This is a genomic window from Vibrio celticus (genome assembly GCF_024347335.1).
GTDB classification, from domain to species: Bacteria; Pseudomonadota; Gammaproteobacteria; order Enterobacterales; family Vibrionaceae; genus Vibrio; species Vibrio celticus.
This window is the reverse complement of record NZ_AP025463.1, coordinates 133,123-156,058: the sequence shown is the minus strand read 5'-3', so window position 1 is coordinate 156,058 and position 22,936 is coordinate 133,123. Positions and strand designations below refer to the sequence as shown.

Sequence of the window (22,936 nt, the reverse complement as noted above, 5' to 3'; positions counted from 1 at the left end):
TAAGTAATCAATCAGTCAGCTTTCCAAATTGTTAAAGAGCAATGAGACTTCTTGTGAAGTTCATTTTCTAAAGACTCTCACAGTCGAAAAATCCAACCAGCGACATAAGAAGTGGTTTGGAGATTTAACTTCCAAGAATATTTAGAGAATGGTGGGCGATACCGGGCTCGAACCAGTGACCCCCTGCTTGTAAGGCAGGTGCTCTCCCAACTGAGCTAATCGCCCACGAAAGTTTTAATTCCTTCGTGGAGAAAGAATGGTGGGTCGTGCAGGATTCGAACCTGCGACCAATTGATTAAAAGTCAACTGCTCTACCAACTGAGCTAACGACCCAATGGTATCCCGTAGGGGAGTCGAACCCCTGTTACCGCCGTGAAAGGGCGGTGTCCTAGGCCTCTAGACGAACGGGACACTGCTAATTCATCTCTACTTTAAAAAGTAGAAACAAACTTCGAAGAACTTGGGAGTTCTTCATCTCTTTACTTTTCTAAACCTAATCAATCTGTGTGGACACTCATCGTGTATATCTTCGTATAAGGAGGTGATCCAGCCCCAGGTTCCCCTAGGGCTACCTTGTTACGACTTCACCCCAGTCATGAACCACAAAGTGGTGAGCGTCCTCCCCGAAAGGTTAAACTACCCACTTCTTTTGCAGCCCACTCCCATGGTGTGACGGGCGGTGTGTACAAGGCCGGGAACGTATTCACCGTGACATTCTGATTCACGATTACTAGCGATTCCGACTTCATGGAGTCGAGTTGCAGACTCAATCCGGACTACGACGCACTTTTGGGATTCGCTCACTATCGCTAGCTTGCTGCCCTCTGTATGCGCCATTGTAGCACGTGTGTAGCCCTACTCGTAAGGGCCATGATGACTTGACGTCGTCCCCACCTTCCTCCGGTTTATCACCGGCAGTCTCCCTGGAGTTCCCGACATTACTCGCTGGCAAACAAGGATAAGGGTTGCGCTCGTTGCGGGACTTAACCCAACATTTCACAACACGAGCTGACGACAGCCATGCAGCACCTGTCTCAGAGCTCCCGAAGGCACACCTGCGTCTCCGCTGGCTTCTCTGGATGTCAAGAGTAGGTAAGGTTCTTCGCGTTGCATCGAATTAAACCACATGCTCCACCGCTTGTGCGGGCCCCCGTCAATTCATTTGAGTTTTAATCTTGCGACCGTACTCCCCAGGCGGTCTACTTAACGCGTTAGCTCCGAAAGCCACGGCTCAAGGCCACAACCTCCAAGTAGACATCGTTTACGGCGTGGACTACCAGGGTATCTAATCCTGTTTGCTCCCCACGCTTTCGCATCTGAGTGTCAGTATCTGTCCAGGGGGCCGCCTTCGCCACTGGTATTCCTTCAGATCTCTACGCATTTCACCGCTACACCTGAAATTCTACCCCCCTCTACAGTACTCTAGTTCACCAGTTTCAAATGCAGTTCCGAGGTTGAGCCCCGGGCTTTCACATCTGACTTAATGAACCACCTGCATGCGCTTTACGCCCAGTAATTCCGATTAACGCTCGCACCCTCCGTATTACCGCGGCTGCTGGCACGGAGTTAGCCGGTGCTTCTTCTGTTGCTAACGTCAAGAGATAACGCTATTAACGTTACCCCCTTCCTCACAACTGAAAGTACTTTACAACCCGAAGGCCTTCTTCATACACGCGGCATGGCTGCATCAGGCTTTCGCCCATTGTGCAATATTCCCCACTGCTGCCTCCCGTAGGAGTCTGGACCGTGTCTCAGTTCCAGTGTGGCTGATCATCCTCTCAGACCAGCTAGGGATCGTCGCCTTGGTGAGCCATTACCTCACCAACTAGCTAATCCCACCTAGGCATATCTTGACGCGAGAGGCCCGAAGGTCCCCCTCTTTGGCCCGTAGGCATTATGCGGTATTAGCCATCGTTTCCAATGGTTATCCCCCACATCAAGGCAATTTCCTAGGCATTACTCACCCGTCCGCCGCTCGACGCCCATTAACGCACCCGAAGGATTGTTAGTGTCGTTTCCGCTCGACTTGCATGTGTTAGGCCTGCCGCCAGCGTTCAATCTGAGCCATGATCAAACTCTTCAATTTAAGATTTTGTGACTCAACGAATACTGACTTCAAAACTAATATTTACCGAAGTAAACATGTAATTCTAAAGCTATTACCATTCCAACAGAATGGTAATGAATTGACTGTGCCGAATAACTACAAGTAGTTAAACGTATTGGTCACTCAGTTCATTGAAATCAATTTTGATTCCGAAGAATCTGTTTTATCTAACGATAAAACGTTTTGATATTCATCAACGAGTGCCCACACAGATTGATAGGTTTAAATTGTTAAAGAGCTTTGCTTTCAGTGCCTTAGCACTCAAGCAGGACGCGTATAATACGCTTTCTACTTTGAAAGTCAACATAAAATACTAAGAAAACTTAGAACTCTATGGTGACTTGTCTATTTAATAGACAAAGTCGAAATTAAAGCCTGGCGATGTCCTACTCTCACATGGGGAAGCCCCACACTACCATCGGCGCTATTGTGTTTCACTTCTGAGTTCGGCATGGAATCAGGTGGGTCCACAATGCTATGGTCGCCAAGCAAATTTTAAAATTCGGAAAACTGTATTTAAAAGTTATTTCTCTTCAAACTCATTCAAGGTCTGTCTTTGAGTCCACAAAACCCCCTTGGGTGTTGTATGGTTAAGCCTCACGGGCAATTAGTACAGGTTAGCTCAATGCCTCGCAGCACTTACACACCCTGCCTATCAACGTCGTAGTCTACGACAACCCTTTAGGACACTTATAGTGCCAGGGGAAAACTCATCTCAAGGCTCGCTTCCCGCTTAGATGCTTTCAGCGGTTATCGATTCCGAACTTAGCTACCGGGCAATGCCATTGGCATGACAACCCGAACACCAGAGGTTCGTCCACTCCGGTCCTCTCGTACTAGGAGCAGCCCCTTTCAATTTTCCAACGCCCACGGCAGATAGGGACCGAACTGTCTCACGACGTTCTAAACCCAGCTCGCGTACCACTTTAAATGGCGAACAGCCATACCCTTGGGACCGACTTCAGCCCCAGGATGTGATGAGCCGACATCGAGGTGCCAAACACCGCCGTCGATATGAACTCTTGGGCGGTATCAGCCTGTTATCCCCGGAGTACCTTTTATCCGTTGAGCGATGGCCCTTCCATTCAGAACCACCGGATCACTATGACCTGCTTTCGCACCTGCTCGAATTGTCATTCTCGCAGTCAAGCGGGCTTATGCCATTGCACTAACCACACGATGTCCAACCGTGTTTAGCCCACCTTCGTGCTCCTCCGTTACTCTTTGGGAGGAGACCGCCCCAGTCAAACTACCCACCAGGCACTGTCCGTAATCCCGATTCAGGGACCAACGTTAGAACATCAAAACTACAAGGGTGGTATTTCAAGGACGACTCCACCACATCTAGCGACGCGGTTTCAAAGTCTCCCACCTATCCTACACATGTAGGTTCAATGTTCAGTGCCAAGCTGTAGTAAAGGTTCACGGGGTCTTTCCGTCTAGCCGCGGGTACACTGCATCTTCACAGCGATTTCAATTTCACTGAGTCTCGGGTGGAGACAGCGTGGCCATCATTACGCCATTCGTGCAGGTCGGAACTTACCCGACAAGGAATTTCGCTACCTTAGGACCGTTATAGTTACGGCCGCCGTTTACCGGGGCTTCGATCAAGAGCTTCGACCGAAGTCTAACCCCATCAATTAACCTTCCGGCACCGGGCAGGCGTCACACCGTATACGTCATCTTACGATTTTGCACAGTGCTGTGTTTTTAATAAACAGTTGCAGCCACCTGGTATCTGCGACTCTCGTCTGCTCCATCCGCAAGGGACTTCACTGATAAGAGCGTACCTTCTCCCGAAGTTACGGTACCATTTTGCCTAGTTCCTTCACCCGAGTTCTCTCAAGCGCCTTGGTATTCTCTACCCGACCACCTGTGTCGGTTTGGGGTACGATTCCTTACAATCTGAAGCTTAGAGGCTTTTCCTGGAAGCATGGCATCAATGACTTCACTACCGTAGTAGCTCGACATCGTATCTCAGCGTTAGTAGCGGTCCGGATTTACCTAAACCACCCGCCTACATACTTGAACCTGGACAACCGTCGCCAGGCCCACCTAGCCTTCTCCGTCCCCCCCCATCGCAATTGTAAGAAGTACGGGAATATTAACCCGTTTCCCATCGACTACGCCTTTCGGCCTCGCCTTAGGAGTCGACTTACCCTGCCCCGATTAACGTTGGACAGGAACCCTTGGTCTTCCGGCGAGGGAGTTTTTTCACTCCCTTTATCGTTACTCATGTCAGCATTCGCACTTCTGATACCTCCAGCAGCCCTTACAGACCACCTTCAACGGCTTACAGAACGCTCCCTACCCCACATACCCTAAGGTACGTAGCCGCAGCTTCGGTGTATAGCTTAGCCCCGTTACATCTTCCGCGCAGGCCGACTCGACCAGTGAGCTATTACGCTTTCTTTAAATGATGGCTGCTTCTAAGCCAACATCCTGGCTGTCTGAGCCTTCCCACATCGTTTCCCACTTAGCTATACTTTGGGACCTTAGCTGGCGGTCTGGGTTGTTTCCCTCTCACGACGGACGTTAGCACCCGCCGTGTGTCTCCCGGATAGTACTTACTGGTATTCGGGTTTGCAAAGGGTTGGTAAGTCGGGATGACCCTAGCCTTAACAGTGCTCTACCCCAGTAGTATTCGTCCGAGGCGCTACCTAAATAGCTTTCGGGAGAACCAGCTATCTCCAGGTTTGATTGGCCTTTCACCCTAGCCACAAGTCATCCGCTAATTTTTCAACATTAGTCGGTTCGGTCCTCCAGTTGATGTTACTCAACCTTCAACCTGCCCATGGCTGAATCACCTGGTTTCGGGTCTAATCCTAGCAACTGTACGCCCAGTTAAGACTCGGTTTCCCTACGGCTCCCCTAAACGGTTAACCTTGCTACTAAAATTAAGTCGCTGACCCATTATACAAAAGGTACGCAGTCACACCACGAAGGTGCTCCTACTGCTTGTACGTACACGGTTTCAGGTTCTATTTCACTCCCTCACAGGGGTTCTTTTCGCCTTTCCCTCACGGTACTGGTTCACTATCGGTCAGTCAGTAGTATTTAGCCTTGGAGGATGGTCCCCCCATATTCAGACAGGATATCACGTGTCCCGCCCTACTCGTTTTCACTGATGATGAGATGTCGATTACGGGGCTATCACCCTTTATTGCGGCACTTTCCAGAGCCTTCATCTGTCTCATTAAAAGCTTAAGGGCTAATCCAATTTCGCTCGCCGCTACTTTCGGAATCTCGGTTGATTTCTCTTCCTCGGGGTACTTAGATGTTTCAGTTCCCCCGGTTTGCCTCCTGCTGCTATGTATTCACAACAGGATACTTACTTATGTAAGTGGGTTTCCCCATTCAGGAATCCCAGACTCAAAAGGTTATTACTACCTAATCTGGGCTTATCGCAAGTTATTACGCCTTTCATCGCCTCTGACTGCCAAGGCATCCACCGTGTACGCTTAGTCACTTAACCATACAACCCGAAAGGGTCTTAGCGTATGGCAACTAACCAAGGTTTTTGTTTGTCATCAAGAAGGGTTAATTCCTGATAACTGTTTGCCGGACTCAATTGTGATTCAAACAAGTTTGAATCGAATACAAGACACTTGAATGTGTTTGTTGTGTTTATCTAATGAAAGATAAACATTGAGAACTTTTAAATTTGATTGAATTACTCGTGAGTAATCAATCAGTCAGCTTTCAAATTGTTAAAGAGCTTGATTCAATAAAATGAACCATTTTTAAAGACTCTCTTAAGAGAATACTTAAAGATGGTGGAGCTATGCGGGATCGAACCGCAGACCTCCTGCGTGCAAGGCAGGCGCTCTCCCAGCTGAGCTATAGCCCCATCTAGGTCGATATTGGTGGGTCTGAGTGGACTTGAACCACCGACCTCCCGCTTATCAGGCGAGCGCTCTAACCAGCTGAGCTACAGACCCAATATCGTCTCTTAACTTTTCTAAACCTAATCAATCTGTGTGGGTACTCATCGTGCATATCTTCGTATAAGGAGGTGATCCAGCCCCAGGTTCCCCTAGGGCTACCTTGTTACGACTTCACCCCAGTCATGAACCACAAAGTGGTGAGCGTCCTCCCCGAAAGGTTAAACTACCCACTTCTTTTGCAGCCCACTCCCATGGTGTGACGGGCGGTGTGTACAAGGCCAGGAACGTATTCACCGTGACATTCTGATTCACGATTACTAGCGATTCCGACTTCATGGAGTCGAGTTGCAGACTCAATCCGGACTACGACGCACTTTTGGGATTCGCTCACTATCGCTAGCTTGCTGCCCTCTGTATGCGCCATTGTAGCACGTGTGTAGCCCTACTCGTAAGGGCCATGATGACTTGACGTCGTCCCCACCTTCCTCCGGTTTATCACCGGCAGTCTCCCTGGAGTTCCCGACATTACTCGCTGGCAAACAAGGATAAGGGTTGCGCTCGTTGCGGGACTTAACCCAACATTTCACAACACGAGCTGACGACAGCCATGCAGCACCTGTCTCAGAGTTCCCGAAGGCACACCTGCGTCTCCGCTGGCTTCTCTGGATGTCAAGAGTAGGTAAGGTTCTTCGCGTTGCATCGAATTAAACCACATGCTCCACCGCTTGTGCGGGCCCCCGTCAATTCATTTGAGTTTTAATCTTGCGACCGTACTCCCCAGGCGGTCTACTTAACGCGTTAGCTCCGAAAGCCACGGCTCAAGGCCACAACCTCCAAGTAGACATCGTTTACGGCGTGGACTACCAGGGTATCTAATCCTGTTTGCTCCCCACGCTTTCGCATCTGAGTGTCAGTATCTGTCCAGGGGGCCGCCTTCGCCACTGGTATTCCTTCAGATCTCTACGCATTTCACCGCTACACCTGAAATTCTACCCCCCTCTACAGTACTCTAGTTCACCAGTTTCAAATGCAGTTCCGAGGTTGAGCCCCGGGCTTTCACATCTGACTTAATGAACCACCTGCATGCGCTTTACGCCCAGTAATTCCGATTAACGCTCGCACCCTCCGTATTACCGCGGCTGCTGGCACGGAGTTAGCCGGTGCTTCTTCTGTTGCTAACGTCAAGAGATAACGCTATTAACGTTACCCCCTTCCTCACAACTGAAAGTACTTTACAACCCGAAGGCCTTCTTCATACACGCGGCATGGCTGCATCAGGCTTTCGCCCATTGTGCAATATTCCCCACTGCTGCCTCCCGTAGGAGTCTGGACCGTGTCTCAGTTCCAGTGTGGCTGATCATCCTCTCAGACCAGCTAGGGATCGTCGCCTTGGTGAGCCATTACCTCACCAACTAGCTAATCCCACCTAGGCATATCTTGACGCGAGAGGCCCGAAGGTCCCCCTCTTTGGCCCGTAGGCATTATGCGGTATTAGCCATCGTTTCCAATGGTTATCCCCCACATCAAGGCAATTTCCTAGGCATTACTCACCCGTCCGCCGCTCGACGCCCATTAACGCACCCGAAGGATTGTTAGTGTCGTTTCCGCTCGACTTGCATGTGTTAGGCCTGCCGCCAGCGTTCAATCTGAGCCATGATCAAACTCTTCAATTTAAGATTTTGTGACTCAACGAATACTGACTTCAAAACTAATATTTACCGAAGTAAACATGTAATTCTAAAGCTATTACCATTCCAACAGAATGGTAATGAATTGACTGTGCCGAATAACTACAAGTAGTTAAACGTATTGGTCACTCAGTTCATTGAAATCAATTTTGATTCCGAAGAATCTGTTTTATCTAACGATAAAACGTTTTGATATTCATCAACGAGTGCCCACACAGATTGATAGGTTTAAATTGTTAAAGAGCTTTGCTTTCAGTGCCTTAGCACTCAAGCAGGACGCGTATAATACGCTTTCTACTTTGAAAGTCAACATAAAATACTAAGAAAACTTAGAACTCTATGGTGACTTGTCTATTTAATAGACAAAGTCGAAATTAAAGCCTGGCGATGTCCTACTCTCACATGGGGAAGCCCCACACTACCATCGGCGCTATTGTGTTTCACTTCTGAGTTCGGCATGGAATCAGGTGGGTCCACAATGCTATGGTCGCCAAGCAAATTTTAAAATTCGGAAAACTGTATTTAAAAGTTATTTCTCTTCAAACTCATTCAAGGTCTGTCTTTGAGTCCACAAAACCCCTTGGGTGTTGTATGGTTAAGCCTCACGGGCAATTAGTACAGGTTAGCTCAATGCCTCGCAGCACTTACACACCCTGCCTATCAACGTCGTAGTCTACGACAACCCTTTAGGACACTTATAGTGCCAGGAAAACTCATCTCAAGGCTCGCTTCCCGCTTAGATGCTTTCAGCGGTTATCGATTCCGAACTTAGCTACCGGGCAATGCCATTGGCATGACAACCCGAACACCAGAGGTTCGTCCACTCCGGTCCTCTCGTACTAGGAGCAGCCCTTTCAATTTTCCAACGCCCACGGCAGATAGGGACCGAACTGTCTCACGACGTTCTAAACCCAGCTCGCGTACCACTTTAAATGGCGAACAGCCATACCCTTGGGACCGACTTCAGCCCCAGGATGTGATGAGCCGACATCGAGGTGCCAAACACCGCCGTCGATATGAACTCTTGGGCGGTATCAGCCTGTTATCCCCGGTACCTTTTATCCGTTGAGCGATGGCCCTTCCATTCAGAACCACCGGATCACTATGACCTGCTTTCGCACCTGCTCGAATTGTCATTCTCGCAGTCAAGCGGGCTTATGCCATTGCACTAACCACACGATGTCCAACCGTGTTTAGCCCACCTTCGTGCTCCTCCGTTACTCTTTGGGAGGAGACCGCCCCAGTCAAACTACCCACCAGGCACTGTCCGTAATCCCGATTCAGGGACCAACGTTAGAACATCAAAACTACAAGGGTGGTATTTCAAGGACGACTCCACCACATCTAGCGACGCGGTTTCAAAGTCTCCCACCTATCCTACACATGTAGGTTCAATGTTCAGTGCCAAGCTGTAGTAAAGGTTCACGGGGTCTTTCCGTCTAGCCGCGGGTACACTGCATCTTCACAGCGATTTCAATTTCACTGAGTCTCGGGTGGAGACAGCGTGGCCATCATTACGCCATTCGTGCAGGTCGGAACTTACCCGACAAGGAATTTCGCTACCTTAGGACCGTTATAGTTACGGCCGCCGTTTACCGGGGCTTCGATCAAGAGCTTCGACCGAAGTCTAACCCCATCAATTAACCTTCCGGCACCGGGCAGGCGTCACACCGTATACGTCATCTTACGATTTTGCACAGTGCTGTGTTTTTAATAAACAGTTGCAGCCACCTGGTATCTGCGACTCTCGTCTGCTCCATCCGCAAGGGACTTCACTGATAAGAGCGTACCTTCTCCCGAAGTTACGGTACCATTTTGCCTAGTTCCTTCACCCGAGTTCTCTCAAGCGCCTTGGTATTCTCTACCCGACCACCTGTGTCGGTTTGGGGTACGATTCCTTACAATCTGAAGCTTAGAGGCTTTTCCTGGAAGCATGGCATCAATGACTTCACTACCGTAGTAGCTCGACATCGCATCTCAGCGTTAGTAGCGGTCCGGATTTACCTAAACCACCCGCCTACGTACTTGAACCTGGACAACCGTCGCCAGGCCCACCTAGCCTTCTCCGTCCCCCCATCGCAATTGTAAGAAGTACAGGAATATTAACCTGTTTCCCATCGACTACGCCTTTCGGCCTCGCCTTAGGAGTCGACTTACCCTGCCCCGATTAACGTTGGACAGGAACCCTTGGTCTTCCGGCGAGGGAGTTTTCACTCCCTTTATCGTTACTCATGTCAGCATTCGCACTTCTGATACCTCCAGCAGCCCTTACAGACCACCTTCAACGGCTTACAGAACGCTCCCTACCCCACATACCCTAAGGTACGTAGCCGCAGCTTCGGTGTATAGCTTAGCCCCGTTACATCTTCCGCGCAGGCCGACTCGACCAGTGAGCTATTACGCTTTCTTTAAATGATGGCTGCTTCTAAGCCAACATCCTGGCTGTCTGAGCCTTCCCACATCGTTTCCCACTTAGCTATACTTTGGGACCTTAGCTGGCGGTCTGGGTTGTTTCCCTCTCCACGACGGACGTTAGCACCCGCCGTGTGTCTCCCGGATAGTACTTACTGGTATTCGGGTTTGCAAAGGGTTGGTAAGTCGGGATGACCCCTAGCCTTAACAGTGCTCTACCCCAGTAGTATTCGTCCGAGGCGCTACCTAAATAGCTTTCGGGAGAACCAGCTATCTCCAGGTTTGATTGGCCTTTCACCTAGCCACAAGTCATCCGCTAATTTTTCAACATTAGTCGGTTCGGTCCTCCAGTTGATGTTACTCAACCTTCAACCTGCCCATGGCTAGATCACCTGGTTTCGGGTCTAATCCTAGCAACTGTACGCCCAGTTAAGACTCGGTTTCCCTACGGCTCCCCTAAACGGTTAACCTTGCTACTAAAATTAAGTCGCTGACCCATTATACAAAAGGTACGCAGTCACACCACGAAGGTGCTCCTACTGCTTGTACGTACACGGTTTCAGGTTCTATTTCACTCCCCTCACAGGGGTTCTTTTCGCCTTTCCCTCACGGTACTGGTTCACTATCGGTCAGTCAGTAGTATTTAGCCTTGGAGGATGGTCCCCCCATATTCAGACAGGATATCACGTGTCCCGCCCTACTCGTTTTCACTGATGATGAGATGTCGATTACGGGGCTATCACCCTTTATTGCGGCACTTTCCAGAGCCTTCATCTGTCTCATTAAAAGCTTAAGGGCTAATCCAATTTCGCTCGCCGCTACTTTCGGAATCTCGGTTGATTTCTCTTCCTCGGGGTACTTAGATGTTTCAGTTCCCCCGGTTTGCCTCCTGCTGCTATGTATTCACAACAGGATACTTACTTATGTAAGTGGGTTTCCCCATTCAGGAATCCCAGACTCAAAAGGTTATTACTACCTAATCTGGGCTTATCGCAAGTTATTACGCCTTTCATCGCCTCTGACTGCCAAGGCATCCACCGTGTACGCTTAGTCACTTAACCATACAACCCGAAAGGGTCTTAGCGTATGGCAACTAACCAAGGTTTTTGGTTGTCATCAAGAAGGGTTAATTCCTGATAACTGTTTGCCGGACTCAATTGTGAATCAAACTAACGTTTGATTCGAATACAAGACACTTGAATGTGTTTGTTGTGTTTATCTAATGAAAGATAAACATTGAGAACTTTTAAATTTGATTGAATTACTCGTAAGTAAATCAATCAGTCAGCTTTCCAAATTGTTAAAGAGCATAAAGCAAAAAGCTTTAATCAATAACTTACGTTATTAATTAAAGCTCTGGCTTTAACTAAATCTAAACCATCAATCTGTGTGGACACTCATCGTAAGTATCTTCGTATAAGGAGGTGATCCAGCCCCAGGTTCCCCTAGGGCTACCTTGTTACGACTTCACCCCAGTCATGAACCACAAAGTGGTGAGCGTCCTCCCCGAAAGGTTAAACTACCCACTTCTTTTGCAGCCCACTCCCATGGTGTGACGGGCGGTGTGTACAAGGCCCGGGAACGTATTCACCGTGACATTCTGATTCACGATTACTAGCGATTCCGACTTCATGGAGTCGAGTTGCAGACTCCAATCCGGACTACGACGCACTTTTTGGGATTCGCTCACTATCGCTAGCTTGCTGCCCTCTGTATGCGCCATTGTAGCACGTGTGTAGCCCTACTCGTAAGGGCCATGATGACTTGACGTCGTCCCCACCTTCCTCCGGTTTATCACCGGCAGTCTCCCTGGAGTTCCCGACATTACTCGCTGGCAAACAAGGATAAGGGTTGCGCTCGTTGCGGGACTTAACCCAACATTTCACAACACGAGCTGACGACAGCCATGCAGCACCTGTCTCAGAGCTCCCGAAGGCACACCCGCGTCTCCGCTGGCTTCTCTGGATGTCAAGAGTAGGTAAGGTTCTTCGCGTTGCATCGAATTAAACCACATGCTCCACCGCTTGTGCGGGCCCCCGTCAATTCATTTGAGTTTTAATCTTGCGACCGTACTCCCCAGGCGGTCTACTTAACGCGTTAGCTCCGAAAGCCACGGCTCAAGGCCACAACCTCCAAGTAGACATCGTTTACGGCGTGGACTACCAGGGTATCTAATCCTGTTTGCTCCCCACGCTTTCGCATCTGAGTGTCAGTATCTGTCCAGGGGGCCGCCTTCGCCACTGGTATTCCTTCAGATCTCTACGCATTTCACCGCTACACCTGAAATTCTACCCCCCTCTACAGTACTCTAGTTCACCAGTTTCAAATGCAGTTCCGAGGTTGAGCCCCGGGCTTTCACATCTGACTTAATGAACCACCTGCATGCGCTTTACGCCCAGTAATTCCGATTAACGCTCGCACCCTCCGTATTACCGCGGCTGCTGGCACGGAGTTAGCCGGTGCTTCTTCTGTTGCTAACGTCAAGAGATAACGCTATTAACGTTACCCCCTTCCTCACAACTGAAAGTACTTTACAACCCGAAGGCCTTCTTCATACACGCGGCATGGCTGCATCAGGCTTTCGCCCATTGTGCAATATTCCCCACTGCTGCCTCCCGTAGGAGTCTGGACCGTGTCTCAGTTCCAGTGTGGCTGATCATCCTCTCAGACCAGCTAGGGATCGTCGCCTTGGTGAGCCATTACCTCACCAACTAGCTAATCCCACCTAGGCATATCTTGACGCGAGAGGTCCGAAGATCCCCCTCTTTGGCCCGTAGGCATTATGCGGTATTAGCCATCGTTTCCAATGGTTATCCCCCACATCAAGGCAATTTCCTAGGCATTACTCACCCGTCCGCCGCTCGACGCCCATTAACGCACCCAAAGGATTGTTAGTGTCGTTTCCGCTCGACTTGCATGTGTTAGGCCTGCCGCCAGCGTTCAATCTGAGCCATGATCAAACTCTTCAATTTAAGATTTTGTGACTCAACGAATACTGACTTCAAAACTAATATTTACCGAAGTAAACATGTAATTCTAAAGCTATTACCATTCCAACAGAATGGTAATGAATTGACTGTGCCGAATAACTACAAGTAGTTAAACGTATTGGTCACTCAGTTCATTGAAATCAATTTTGATTCCGAAGAATCTGTTTTATCTAACGATAAAACGTTTTGATATTCATCAACGAGTGCCCACACAGATTGATAGGTTTAAATTGTTAAAGAGCTTTGCTTTCAGTGCCTTAGCACTCAAGCAGGACGCGTATAATACGCTTTCTACTTTGAAAGTCAACATAAAATACTAAGAAAACTTAGAACTCTATGGTGACTTGTCTATTTAATAGACAAAGTCGAAATTAAAGCCTGGCGATGTCCTACTCTCACATGGGGAAGCCCCACACTACCATCGGCGCTATTGTGTTTCACTTCTGAGTTCGGCATGGAATCAGGTGGGTCCACAATGCTATGGTCGCCAAGCAAATTTTGCTTTTACTTTCAGTTTTTTAAAACTGAAGGCAAAATAATCTGGAAAACTGTATTTAAAAGTTATTTCTCTTCAAACTCATTCAAGGTCTGTCTTTGAGTCCACAAAACCCCTTGGGTGTTGTATGGTTAAGCCTCACGGGCAATTAGTACAGGTTAGCTCAATGCCTCGCAGCACTTACACACCCTGCCTATCAACGTCGTAGTCTACGACAACCCTTTAGGACACTTATAGTGCCAGGGGAAAACTCATCTCAAGGCTCGCTTCCCGCTTAGATGCTTTCAGCGGTTATCGATTCCGAACTTAGCTACCGGGCAATGCCATTGGCATGACAACCCGAACACCAGAGGTTCGTCCACTCCGGTCCTCTCGTACTAGGAGCAGCCCCTTTCAATTTTCCAACGCCCACGGCAGATAGGGACCGAACTGTCTCACGACGTTCTAAACCCAGCTCGCGTACCACTTTAAATGGCGAACAGCCATACCCTTGGGACCGACTTCAGCCCCAGGATGTGATGAGCCGACATCGAGGTGCCAAACACCGCCGTCGATATGAACTCTTGGGCGGTATCAGCCTGTTATCCCCGGAGTACCTTTTATCCGTTGAGCGATGGCCCTTCCATTCAGAACCACCGGATCACTATGACCTGCTTTCGCACCTGCTCGAATTGTCATTCTCGCAGTCAAGCGGGCTTATGCCATTGCACTAACCACACGATGTCCAACCGTGTTTAGCCCACCTTCGTGCTCCTCCGTTACTCTTTGGGAGGAGACCGCCCCAGTCAAACTACCCACCAGGCACTGTCCGTAATCCCGATTCAGGGACCAACGTTAGAACATCAAAACTACAAGGGTGGTATTTCAAGGACGACTCCACCACATCTAGCGACGCGGTTTCAAAGTCTCCCACCTATCCTACACATGTAGGTTCAATGTTCAGTGCCAAGCTGTAGTAAAGGTTCACGGGGTCTTTCCGTCTAGCCGCGGGTACACTGCATCTTCACAGCGATTTCAATTTCACTGAGTCTCGGGTGGAGACAGCGTGGCCATCATTACGCCATTCGTGCAGGTCGGAACTTACCCGACAAGGAATTTCGCTACCTTAGGACCGTTATAGTTACGGCCGCCGTTTACCGGGGCTTCGATCAAGAGCTTCGACCGAAGTCTAACCCCATCAATTAACCTTCCGGCACCGGGCAGGCGTCACACCGTATACGTCATCTTACGATTTTGCACAGTGCTGTGTTTTTAATAAACAGTTGCAGCCACCTGGTATCTGCGACTCTCGTCTGCTCCATCCGCAAGGGACTTCACTGATAAGAGCGTACCTTCTCCCGAAGTTACGGTACCATTTTGCCTAGTTCCTTCACCCGAGTTCTCTCAAGCGCCTTGGTATTCTCTACCCGACCACCTGTGTCGGTTTGGGGTACGATTCCTTACAATCTGAAGCTTAGAGGCTTTTCCTGGAAGCATGGCATCAATGACTTCACTACCGTAGTAGCTCGACATCGTATCTCAGCGTTAGTAGCGGTCCGGATTTACCTAAACCACCCGCCTACATACTTGAACCTGGACAACCGTCGCCAGGCCCACCTAGCCTTCTCCGTCCCCATCGCAATTGTAAGAAGTACGGGAATATTAACCCGTTTCCCATCGACTACGCCTTTCGGCCTCGCCTTAGGAGTCGACTTACCCTGCCCGATTAACGTTGGACAGGAACCCTTGGTCTTCCGGCGAGGGAGTTTTCACTCCCTTTATCGTTACTCATGTCAGCATTCGCACTTCTGATACCTCCAGCAGCCCTTACAGACCACCTTCAACGGCTTACAGAACGCTCCCTACCCCACATACCCTAAGGTACGTAGCCGCAGCTTCGGTGTATAGCTTAGCCCGTTACATCTTCCGCGCAGGCCGACTCGACCAGTGAGCTATTACGCTTTCTTTAAATGATGGCTGCTTCTAAGCCAACATCCTGGCTGTCTGAGCCTTCCCACATCGTTTCCCACTTAGCTATACTTTGGGACCTTAGCTGGCGGTCTGGGTTGTTTCCCTCTCCACGACGGACGTTAGCACCCGCCGTGTGTCTCCCGGATAGTACTTACTGGTATTCGGAGTTTGCAAAGGGTTGGTAAGTCGGGATGACCCCCTAGCCTTAACAGTGCTCTACCCCCAGTAGTATTCGTCCGAGGCGCTACCTAAATAGCTTTCGGGGAGAACCAGCTATCTCCAGGTTTGATTGGCCTTTCACCCTAGCCACAAGTCATCCGCTAATTTTTCAACATTAGTCGGTTCGGTCCTCCAGTTGATGTTACTCAACCTTCAACCTGCCCATGGCTAGATCACCTGGTTTCGGGTCTAATCCTAGCAACTGTACGCCCAGTTAAGACTCGGTTTCCCTACGGCTCCCCTAAACGGTTAACCTTGCTACTAAAATTAAGTCGCTGACCCATTATACAAAAGGTACGCAGTCACACCACGAAGGTGCTCCTACTGCTTGTACGTACACGGTTTCAGGTTCTATTTCACTCCCCTCAGGGGTTCTTTTCGCCTTTCCCTCACGGTACTGGTTCACTATCGGTCAGTCAGTAGTATTTAGCCTTGGAGGATGGTCCCCCCATATTCAGACAGGATATCACGTGTCCCGCCCTACTCGTTTTCACTGATGATGAGATGTCGATTACGGGGCTATCACCCTTTATTGCGGCACTTTCCAGAGCCTTCATCTGTCTCATTAAAAGCTTAGGGCTAATCCAATTTCGCTCGCCGCTACTTTCGGAATCTCGGTTGATTTCTCTTCCTCGGGGTACTTAGATGTTTCAGTTCCCCCGGTTTGCCTCCTGCTGCTATGTATTCACAACAGGATACTTACTTATGTAAGTGGGTTTCCCCATTCAGGAATCCCAGACTCAAAAGGTTATTACTACCTAATCTGGGCTTATCGCAAGTTATTACGCCTTTCATCGCCTCTGACTGCCAAGGCATCCACCGTGTACGCTTAGTCACTTAACCATACAACCCGAAAGGGTCTTAGCGTATGGCAACTAACCAAGGTTTTTGGTTGTCATCAAGAAGGGTTAATTCCTGATAACTGTTTGCCGGACTCAATTGTGAATCAAACTAACGTTTGATTCGAATACAAGACACTTGAATGTGTTTGTTGTGTTTATCTAATGAAAGATAAACATTGAGAACTTTTAAATTTGATTGAATTACTCGTAAGTAAATCAATCAGTCAGCTTTCCAAATTGTTAAAGAGCATAAAGCAAAAAGCTTTAATCAATAACTTACGTTATTAATTAAAGCTCTGGCTTTAACTAAATCTAAACCATCAATCTGTGTGGACACTCATCGTAAGTATCTTCGTATAAGGAGGTGATCCAGCCCCAGGTTCCCCTAGGGCTACCTTGTTACGACTTCACCCCAGTCATGAACCACAAAGTGGTGAGCGTCCTCCCCGAAAGGTTAAACTACCCACTTCTTTTGCAGCCCACTCCCATGGTGTGACGGGCGGTGTGTACAAGGCCAGGAACGTATTCACCGTGACATTCTGATTCACGATTACTAGCGATTCCGACTTCATGGAGTCGAGTTGCAGACTCAATCCGGACTACGACGCACTTTTGGGATTCGCTCACTATCGCTAGCTTGCTGCCCTCTGTATGCGCCATTGTAGCACGTGTGTAGCCCTACTCGTAAGGGCCATGATGACTTGACGTCGTCCCCACCTTCCTCCGGTTTATCACCGGCAGTCTCCCTGGAGTTCCCGACATTACTCGCTGGCAAACAAGGATAAGGGTTGCGCTCGTTGCGGGACTTAACCCAACATTTCACAACACGAGCTGACGACAGCCATGCAGCACCTGTCTCAGAGCTCCCGAAGGCACACCTGCGTCTCCGCTGGCTTCTCTGGATGTCAAGAGTAGGTAAGGTTCTTCGCGTTGCATCGAATTAAACCACATGCTCCACCGCTTGTGCGGGCCCCCGTCAATTCATTTGAGTTTTAATCTTGCGACCGTACTCCCCAGGCGGTCTACTTAACGCGTTAGCTCCGAAAGCCACGGCTCAAGGCCACAACCTCCAAGTAGACATCGTTTACGGCGTGGACTACCAGGGTATCTAATCCTGTTTGCTCCCCACGCTTTCGCATCTGAGTGTCAGTGTCTGTCCAGGGGGCCGCCTTCGCCACTGGTATTCCTTCAGATCTCTACGCATTTCACCGCTACACCTGAAATTCTACCCCCCTCTACAGCACTCTAGTTCACCAGTTTCAAATGCAGTTCCGAGGTTGAGCCCCGGGCTTTCACATCTGACTTAATGAACCACCTGCATGCGCTTTACGCCCAGTAATTCCGATTAACGCTCGCACCCTCCGTATTACCGCGGCTGCTGGCACGGAGTTAGCCGGTGCTTCTTCTGTTGCTAACGTCAAGATGCGCAGCTATTAACTACACACCCTTCCTCACAACTGAAAGTACTTTACAACCCGAAGGCCTTCTTCATACACGCGGCATGGCTGCATCAGGCTTTCGCCCATTGTGCAATATTCCCCACTGCTGCCTCCCGTAGGAGTCTGGACCGTGTCTCAGTTCCAGTGTGGCTGATCATCCTCTCAGACCAGCTAGGGATCGTCGCCTTGGTGAGCCATTACCTCACCAACTAGCTAATCCCACCTAGGCATATCTTGACGCGAGAGGTCCGAAGATCCCCCTCTTTGGCCCGTAGGCATTATGCGGTATTAGCCATCGTTTCCAATGGTTATCCCCCACATCAAGGCAATTTCCTAGGCATTACTCACCCGTCCGCCGCTCGACGCCCATTAACGCACCCGAAGGATTGTTAGTGTCGTTTCCGCTCGACTTGCATGTGTTAGGCCTGCCGCCAGCGTTCAATCTGAGCCATGATCAAACTCTTCAATTTAAGATTTTGTGACTCAACGAATACTGACTTCAAAACTACTATGTAATTTTAAAGCTATTACCATTCCAACAGAATGGTAATGAATTGACTGTGCCAAATAACCGAAGTTATTCGTATTGGTCACTCAGTTCATTGAAATCAACTTGATTCCGAAGAATCTGTTTTATCTAACGATAAAACGTTTTGATATTCATCAACGAGTGCCCACACAGATTGATAGGTTTAAATTGTTAAAGAGCGCTAGCGTTTTGTGATTCACATCTCAGTCGCTAGGGGTGCGTACTATACCTGCACCACTTTGAGAGTCAAGGGTTATTTTCAAACTCTTTTTCTCTACCGATTTCGCTGTGTGACTTTCGTCTCACTCCGTGTCGGTGAGGCGGCATTATAGAGAGATTTAGATGGAGCACAAGGGCTTTTTGAAATAAAAGTTTTGTTCGCCTAAAAAGCCACCAGATCCGCATTTTTCGAATAAAAACTAAACATTTGAGACGTATCACAGCAATACATTGGAAAAATGGAAGCCATGAACGTAAGATTCATGTGTCTATTTTGTTAATGGTAGATGCGTCTATTTCGTTTATTAATATGTAGTATTCCGATATGAACTCAAAAAAATCGATGTTGTTAATTGTCGCACTGGCTGTATTAGGCGGCATTGTTTTCTCTCAGGTAGATATATCGCCTGCAATTACCTTTATCCTTGGTGTCTTGGCTTCCGCTTTTGTTGTTAACTTTTCAAGCACCGACTCAAAATCAGATTCAGAACCTAAGGCTTCAACCAAAACACTTTATGTAGGTAACCTTCCATACAAAGCGAACGAATCACATGTACGTGAATTATTCTCAGAGCATGGTGAAGTATTTGCAGTACGTTTAATGAAAGACAAACGTACTGGTAAAAGAAGAGGCTTTGGATTTGTTGTTATGGCAAGTAATGATGTGAATCATGCAATCTCTGCACTTAACGATAAAGATTACATGCAACGCACTTTAAAAGTACGTGTTGCAAATGATCCTAAACATCCTGAAGCGGACGAATCTGAACTGAGCTAAACCCTAACTGCTTTAACATACTATTTAGTGCACTTTCTTTTTTAGGAAGTGCACTACAAAAAACTTCACGTACTCCCCCTTCTTTATTAACGCTTTCCAAACCCAACAAATCTTGAACCCGCTTAGCTATCGCTTTACCAGAGTCTATCAGCACTACACTTTCACCTAGTACTTGTTGAATCTCTGATTTGATCAGTGGGAAATGAGTACATCCTAATACAGCCACATCAATTGTGTTGATCATCGGTTGAAGGATTTTCTGTAACTCTTCAAGGCTAATTTCCTCTCCTCTGAGTTTATCTTCGGCCATATCCACCAGCCGAGTAGAACCCAACAGCTCTACTCTTTTATTACTCGAGAAGTTTTTGATGAGCTCGTGTGTGTATTCACGAGTAATCGTCGCGGGAGTCGCAATAAGGCCAACCGCTTTATTAGCCAGTAACGAGGCAGGTTTGATTGCCGGGACAACACCGACAATAGGGATAAGGTTATTAGCGCGAAGTGTAGGCAGGACTATCGTACTGGCCGTATTACAAGCTATCACGACAATATCAATAGCGTGACTCGCCACAAAACTGGCGACGATATTTTGGACTCGCTGGATGAGGACTTGCTGATCGAGCTCACCATATGGGTAAGCCTCGTTATCGAATACATAGATATAGTTGTGATTGGGTAGTAAATGGCTTATCTCTTTATATACAGAGAGACCGCCAACACCAGAGTCAAAGACCAATATGTTTTTTTGTATGCTTTCCGACACAACCATTACCTGTAAGAAGTTCCGCAGCAATGATACCCCTTCACTTAGTTTTCGCCAATCATCACTCTATATAATGTAAGCTCGGTAGCGTTGATGCACAAAGCGCTCACCCTGTTCTGCATTTTCTAGCTCTATCTTAAGCTTTCCTTTAAAGCATGGCGCTGACGTTACTAAGGTATGAAATTCACCATCTTCACCACATGGGTCGACGTGACTTGGCAAACTGTCAATTAGCTCAGGCGTGTATTCTTTCCCGCAATAGGCCATGTCTAATGCATCGCTATCGACTGTGACGAGAAAGGTTTCGATTCCTCTATCTATGATTTCTTGAGCCAGCGCTTGGCTACTCTCTCCCAGTAGAGGAAATACACACTCCCAACCCGCAGGTTCTATATAACTTCTTCGGTAGTCAGCAATACCATTGCAAAACATATCGCCGAATGCCACGGCATCAATAGATAAACCCGATCCTTTAAGTGCCGTAACAATCGTACTTTGATAGATCTCGTTACTTGGGAATACTTCCGGCAACTCAATCGTTATCAATGGCAAGCCGATCAATGTTGCCTGCATTCCGACAACCTCGATTGGCGTGACTTGGAAAGGAACCCCATCTCCAACATACGTAGTATAGAGAGCAACAACTTCATACTCGGTGCTTTCAAGTAGACGTTCTAGGGTTAATGTAGAGTCTTTGCCTGACGACCAACTTATGACGACTTTCTTTTTCATTGATATACCCAATAAGAAAAAACCGCCCGGAGGCGGTTTAGGTGATAATTAGAATTGGTAAGTTAGATTTGCGAAATATCTACGCTCAGGAGCGTTATACCCTAGCGTTGTTTGGTATTTCTCGTCAGTTAAGTTATCAACTCGACCACGAACCACTAACTCAGGAGAAATCCAATACCCTACAGAAACATCCCACAAACTCACTGATGGCAAAATATTATCTGGGTCAGTAGTTTCTTTTGGATTACCCGCTCGATCCCCAGTGTATGTATAGGTAAGGTTCACATCAAAATCGTTATATGAAGCATCCATCAACCACTTATAGTTTTCATCAGCACGCTTCGCTAATTTATTACCCGCAGAATCTTTATGATCTTTAAACTCAGCAACAACCGTGTGATGGATGAACCACGTGTCGAAATTACCTGTAATTTCTAACCCTTTCAATTTTGCATCTACGTTTTGAGGATACCAAAACGGGCTACCTTCGTACCAAATGATCAAGTTATCGACTTCATTATCGTATGCTGTCACATCCAGTTTGAATAAATCGAATTCACCGGTATATCCAATCTCGCGGTTTTCGGCTTCTTCAGGCTCTAGGTCTGGATTTGTTGTTAGATCAGAATAGCTCGGAGCTTTAAATGATGTACCAGCAGCCGCTCTAAGTGAGTGCTTTTCTGTTAGGTAATAGCGAGTACCTAAGGACCATGTAGTGTGATTGTCGTAAGTATCATGTTTATCGTTACGCACGCTACCTACAATTTGAACATCACCGAAACGAAGTTCAGAAGAAGCATAGACACCAGTAGTATCGCGAGATTCGCCAGCTAGAGCATCAGGGGAACCATATGACAAGGCATCATCATCAAGTTTTTCTCTACGCCAGTCGGCGCCAGCACCAACAGATACGTTCTCATTAACGTAATACTGATTTAAGAACTGCAGGTTCGTCAGATCTATTTTCTTCTTTGTTCCAGCGTTGTCTTTACCTTGAGCTTGTGAATAGTCTAGGTTTTCGATTGCCTGCTGATTAGCTCTAAAGGTAGAGCTTAAGTTATCACCTTTATAGTCAACAGCGGCTGTAACGCTCAAGTTCTCAGAGTAACCATAGTTCTTACCACCCGAGTCATACTCAGTCAGACTATCAAACCAACGAACAGATGTTGTGCCAGTAAAGGCCTCATTGATCGGCTGTGAGTATGACGCAAAAAGATTTTGGCTTTCATATCCATAATTAAGACCAGTAGCCGGGTCTTTAATATCGTAACCTTCAGTCTCATCAAAACCGCCAGCGAGTTTCAATGTTCCGCCGTTCGACAATTTTCGAGTCGTTGAGAAATTAGCTTCCTTTTGAGCATCACTGCCAGCTCCAACCGCTATCATTGTCGATTCAGTTGAATGAGCAGACTCAGTAATAACGTTAATCACACCCGCTACCGCATCTGAACCATATAAAGCGCCACCAGAGCCGCGAATAACTTCTACTCTCTCAATAATACCTACAGGGATATGATTGAAGTTAATGCCGCCCGCAGCAGAATCGATACGAACACCATCGACTAGAAACAATACTTGATCACTATTATATCCGCGCATAAAAACAGAGGCACTGTGTCCGCGTCCGCCACTTTGAGAAACTTCAACACCAGGTACTCGCTTCAAAACATCCACTAAAGATTTAGCTTGGGTTTCTTCTATTTCTTGTTTTGAAATAACGGTAGTAGAAGCAATAACATCATTTAAAGGTTGCTCAAAACGGTTAGCCGTCACCACCATGGTTTCATCGGCAGATGCTTGTTGGGCGTGTAAATTGGAGATAGGTGAAAGCAGCGATGCTACAGCAACCGCTAAAAGGGGTTTGTTCATGTTGTGATCCTAAATC

4 protein-coding genes, 5 tRNA genes and 10 rRNA genes are annotated in these 22,936 nt (G+C 47.8%); 1 reads left to right on the top strand and 18 read right to left on the bottom strand.

The features are described 5' to 3' along the window. Positions 1–149 precede the first annotated feature (149 nt). The 15 genes from OCV19_RS00705 to OCV19_RS00635 form a co-directional block, all read right to left on the bottom strand. A tRNA-Val gene (locus OCV19_RS00705) sits at positions 150–225 on the bottom strand. Positions 226–257: 32 nt separating this feature from the next. After that, a tRNA-Lys gene (locus OCV19_RS00700) sits at positions 258–333 on the bottom strand. 2 nt (positions 334–335) lie between these two features. After that, positions 336–411: transfer RNA gene (locus OCV19_RS00695), tRNA-Glu, on the bottom strand. Between the two features lie 123 nt (positions 412–534). After that, a 16S ribosomal RNA gene (locus OCV19_RS00690) occupies positions 535–2,086 on the bottom strand. A 394-nt stretch (positions 2,087–2,480) separates the two neighbouring features. After that, positions 2,481–2,596: ribosomal RNA gene (rrf, locus tag OCV19_RS00685) — 5S ribosomal RNA — on the bottom strand. A gap of 97 nt (positions 2,597–2,693) precedes the next feature. Further along, positions 2,694–5,582 (bottom strand): 23S ribosomal RNA (locus tag OCV19_RS00680). A 299-nt stretch (positions 5,583–5,881) separates the two neighbouring features. Then, positions 5,882–5,957, bottom strand: a tRNA-Ala gene (locus tag OCV19_RS00675). A 14-nt stretch (positions 5,958–5,971) separates the two neighbouring features. After that, positions 5,972–6,048: transfer RNA gene (locus OCV19_RS00670), tRNA-Ile, on the bottom strand. A gap of 67 nt (positions 6,049–6,115) precedes the next feature. After that, positions 6,116–7,667: ribosomal RNA gene (locus OCV19_RS00665) — 16S ribosomal RNA — on the bottom strand. Between the two features lie 394 nt (positions 7,668–8,061). Further along, positions 8,062–8,177 (bottom strand): 5S ribosomal RNA (gene rrf, locus OCV19_RS00660). A 96-nt stretch (positions 8,178–8,273) separates the two neighbouring features. Then, a 23S ribosomal RNA gene (locus tag OCV19_RS00655) occupies positions 8,274–11,155 on the bottom strand. Positions 11,156–11,511: 356 nt separating this feature from the next. Beyond that, positions 11,512–13,066, bottom strand: a 16S ribosomal RNA gene (locus tag OCV19_RS00650). A 394-nt stretch (positions 13,067–13,460) separates the two neighbouring features. After that, a 5S ribosomal RNA gene (gene rrf / locus OCV19_RS00645) occupies positions 13,461–13,576 on the bottom strand. A gap of 131 nt (positions 13,577–13,707) precedes the next feature. Next, a 23S ribosomal RNA gene (locus tag OCV19_RS00640) occupies positions 13,708–16,592 on the bottom strand. Between the two features lie 356 nt (positions 16,593–16,948). Continuing rightward, positions 16,949–18,500 (bottom strand): 16S ribosomal RNA (locus tag OCV19_RS00635). Together the 16S, 23S and 5S rRNA genes with 5 tRNA genes alongside form the textbook arrangement of a ribosomal RNA operon. Before the next feature lie 603 nt (positions 18,501–19,103). Between OCV19_RS00635 and OCV19_RS00630 the strand changes: the two genes are divergently transcribed. Further along, complete coding sequence (locus OCV19_RS00630; RefSeq protein WP_017061054.1) at positions 19,104–19,556, top strand: RNA recognition motif domain-containing protein; 453 nt, start codon at positions 19,104–19,106, stop codon at positions 19,554–19,556. On the opposite strand, the gene murI is transcribed toward OCV19_RS00630, so the two are convergent. The 3 genes from murI to OCV19_RS00615 are packed head-to-tail and all read right to left on the bottom strand — an operon-like array spanning position 19,519 to position 22,920. Further along, on the bottom strand, positions 19,519–20,325 hold the full coding sequence (gene murI / locus OCV19_RS00625) for a glutamate racemase (protein WP_065677842.1): 807 nt from the start codon (positions 20,323–20,325) through the stop codon (positions 19,519–19,521). The genes OCV19_RS00630 and murI overlap by 38 nt on opposite strands. A 60-nt stretch (positions 20,326–20,385) precedes the next feature. Continuing rightward, positions 20,386–21,051, bottom strand: a complete 666-nt coding sequence (locus OCV19_RS00620) for a Dph6-related ATP pyrophosphatase (protein WP_065677841.1) — start codon at positions 21,049–21,051, stop codon at positions 20,386–20,388. 48 nt (positions 21,052–21,099) lie between these two features. After that, positions 21,100–22,920, bottom strand: a complete 1,821-nt coding sequence (locus OCV19_RS00615; protein WP_065677840.1) for a TonB-dependent receptor domain-containing protein — start codon at positions 22,918–22,920, stop codon at positions 21,100–21,102. Positions 22,921–22,936 lie beyond the last annotated feature (16 nt).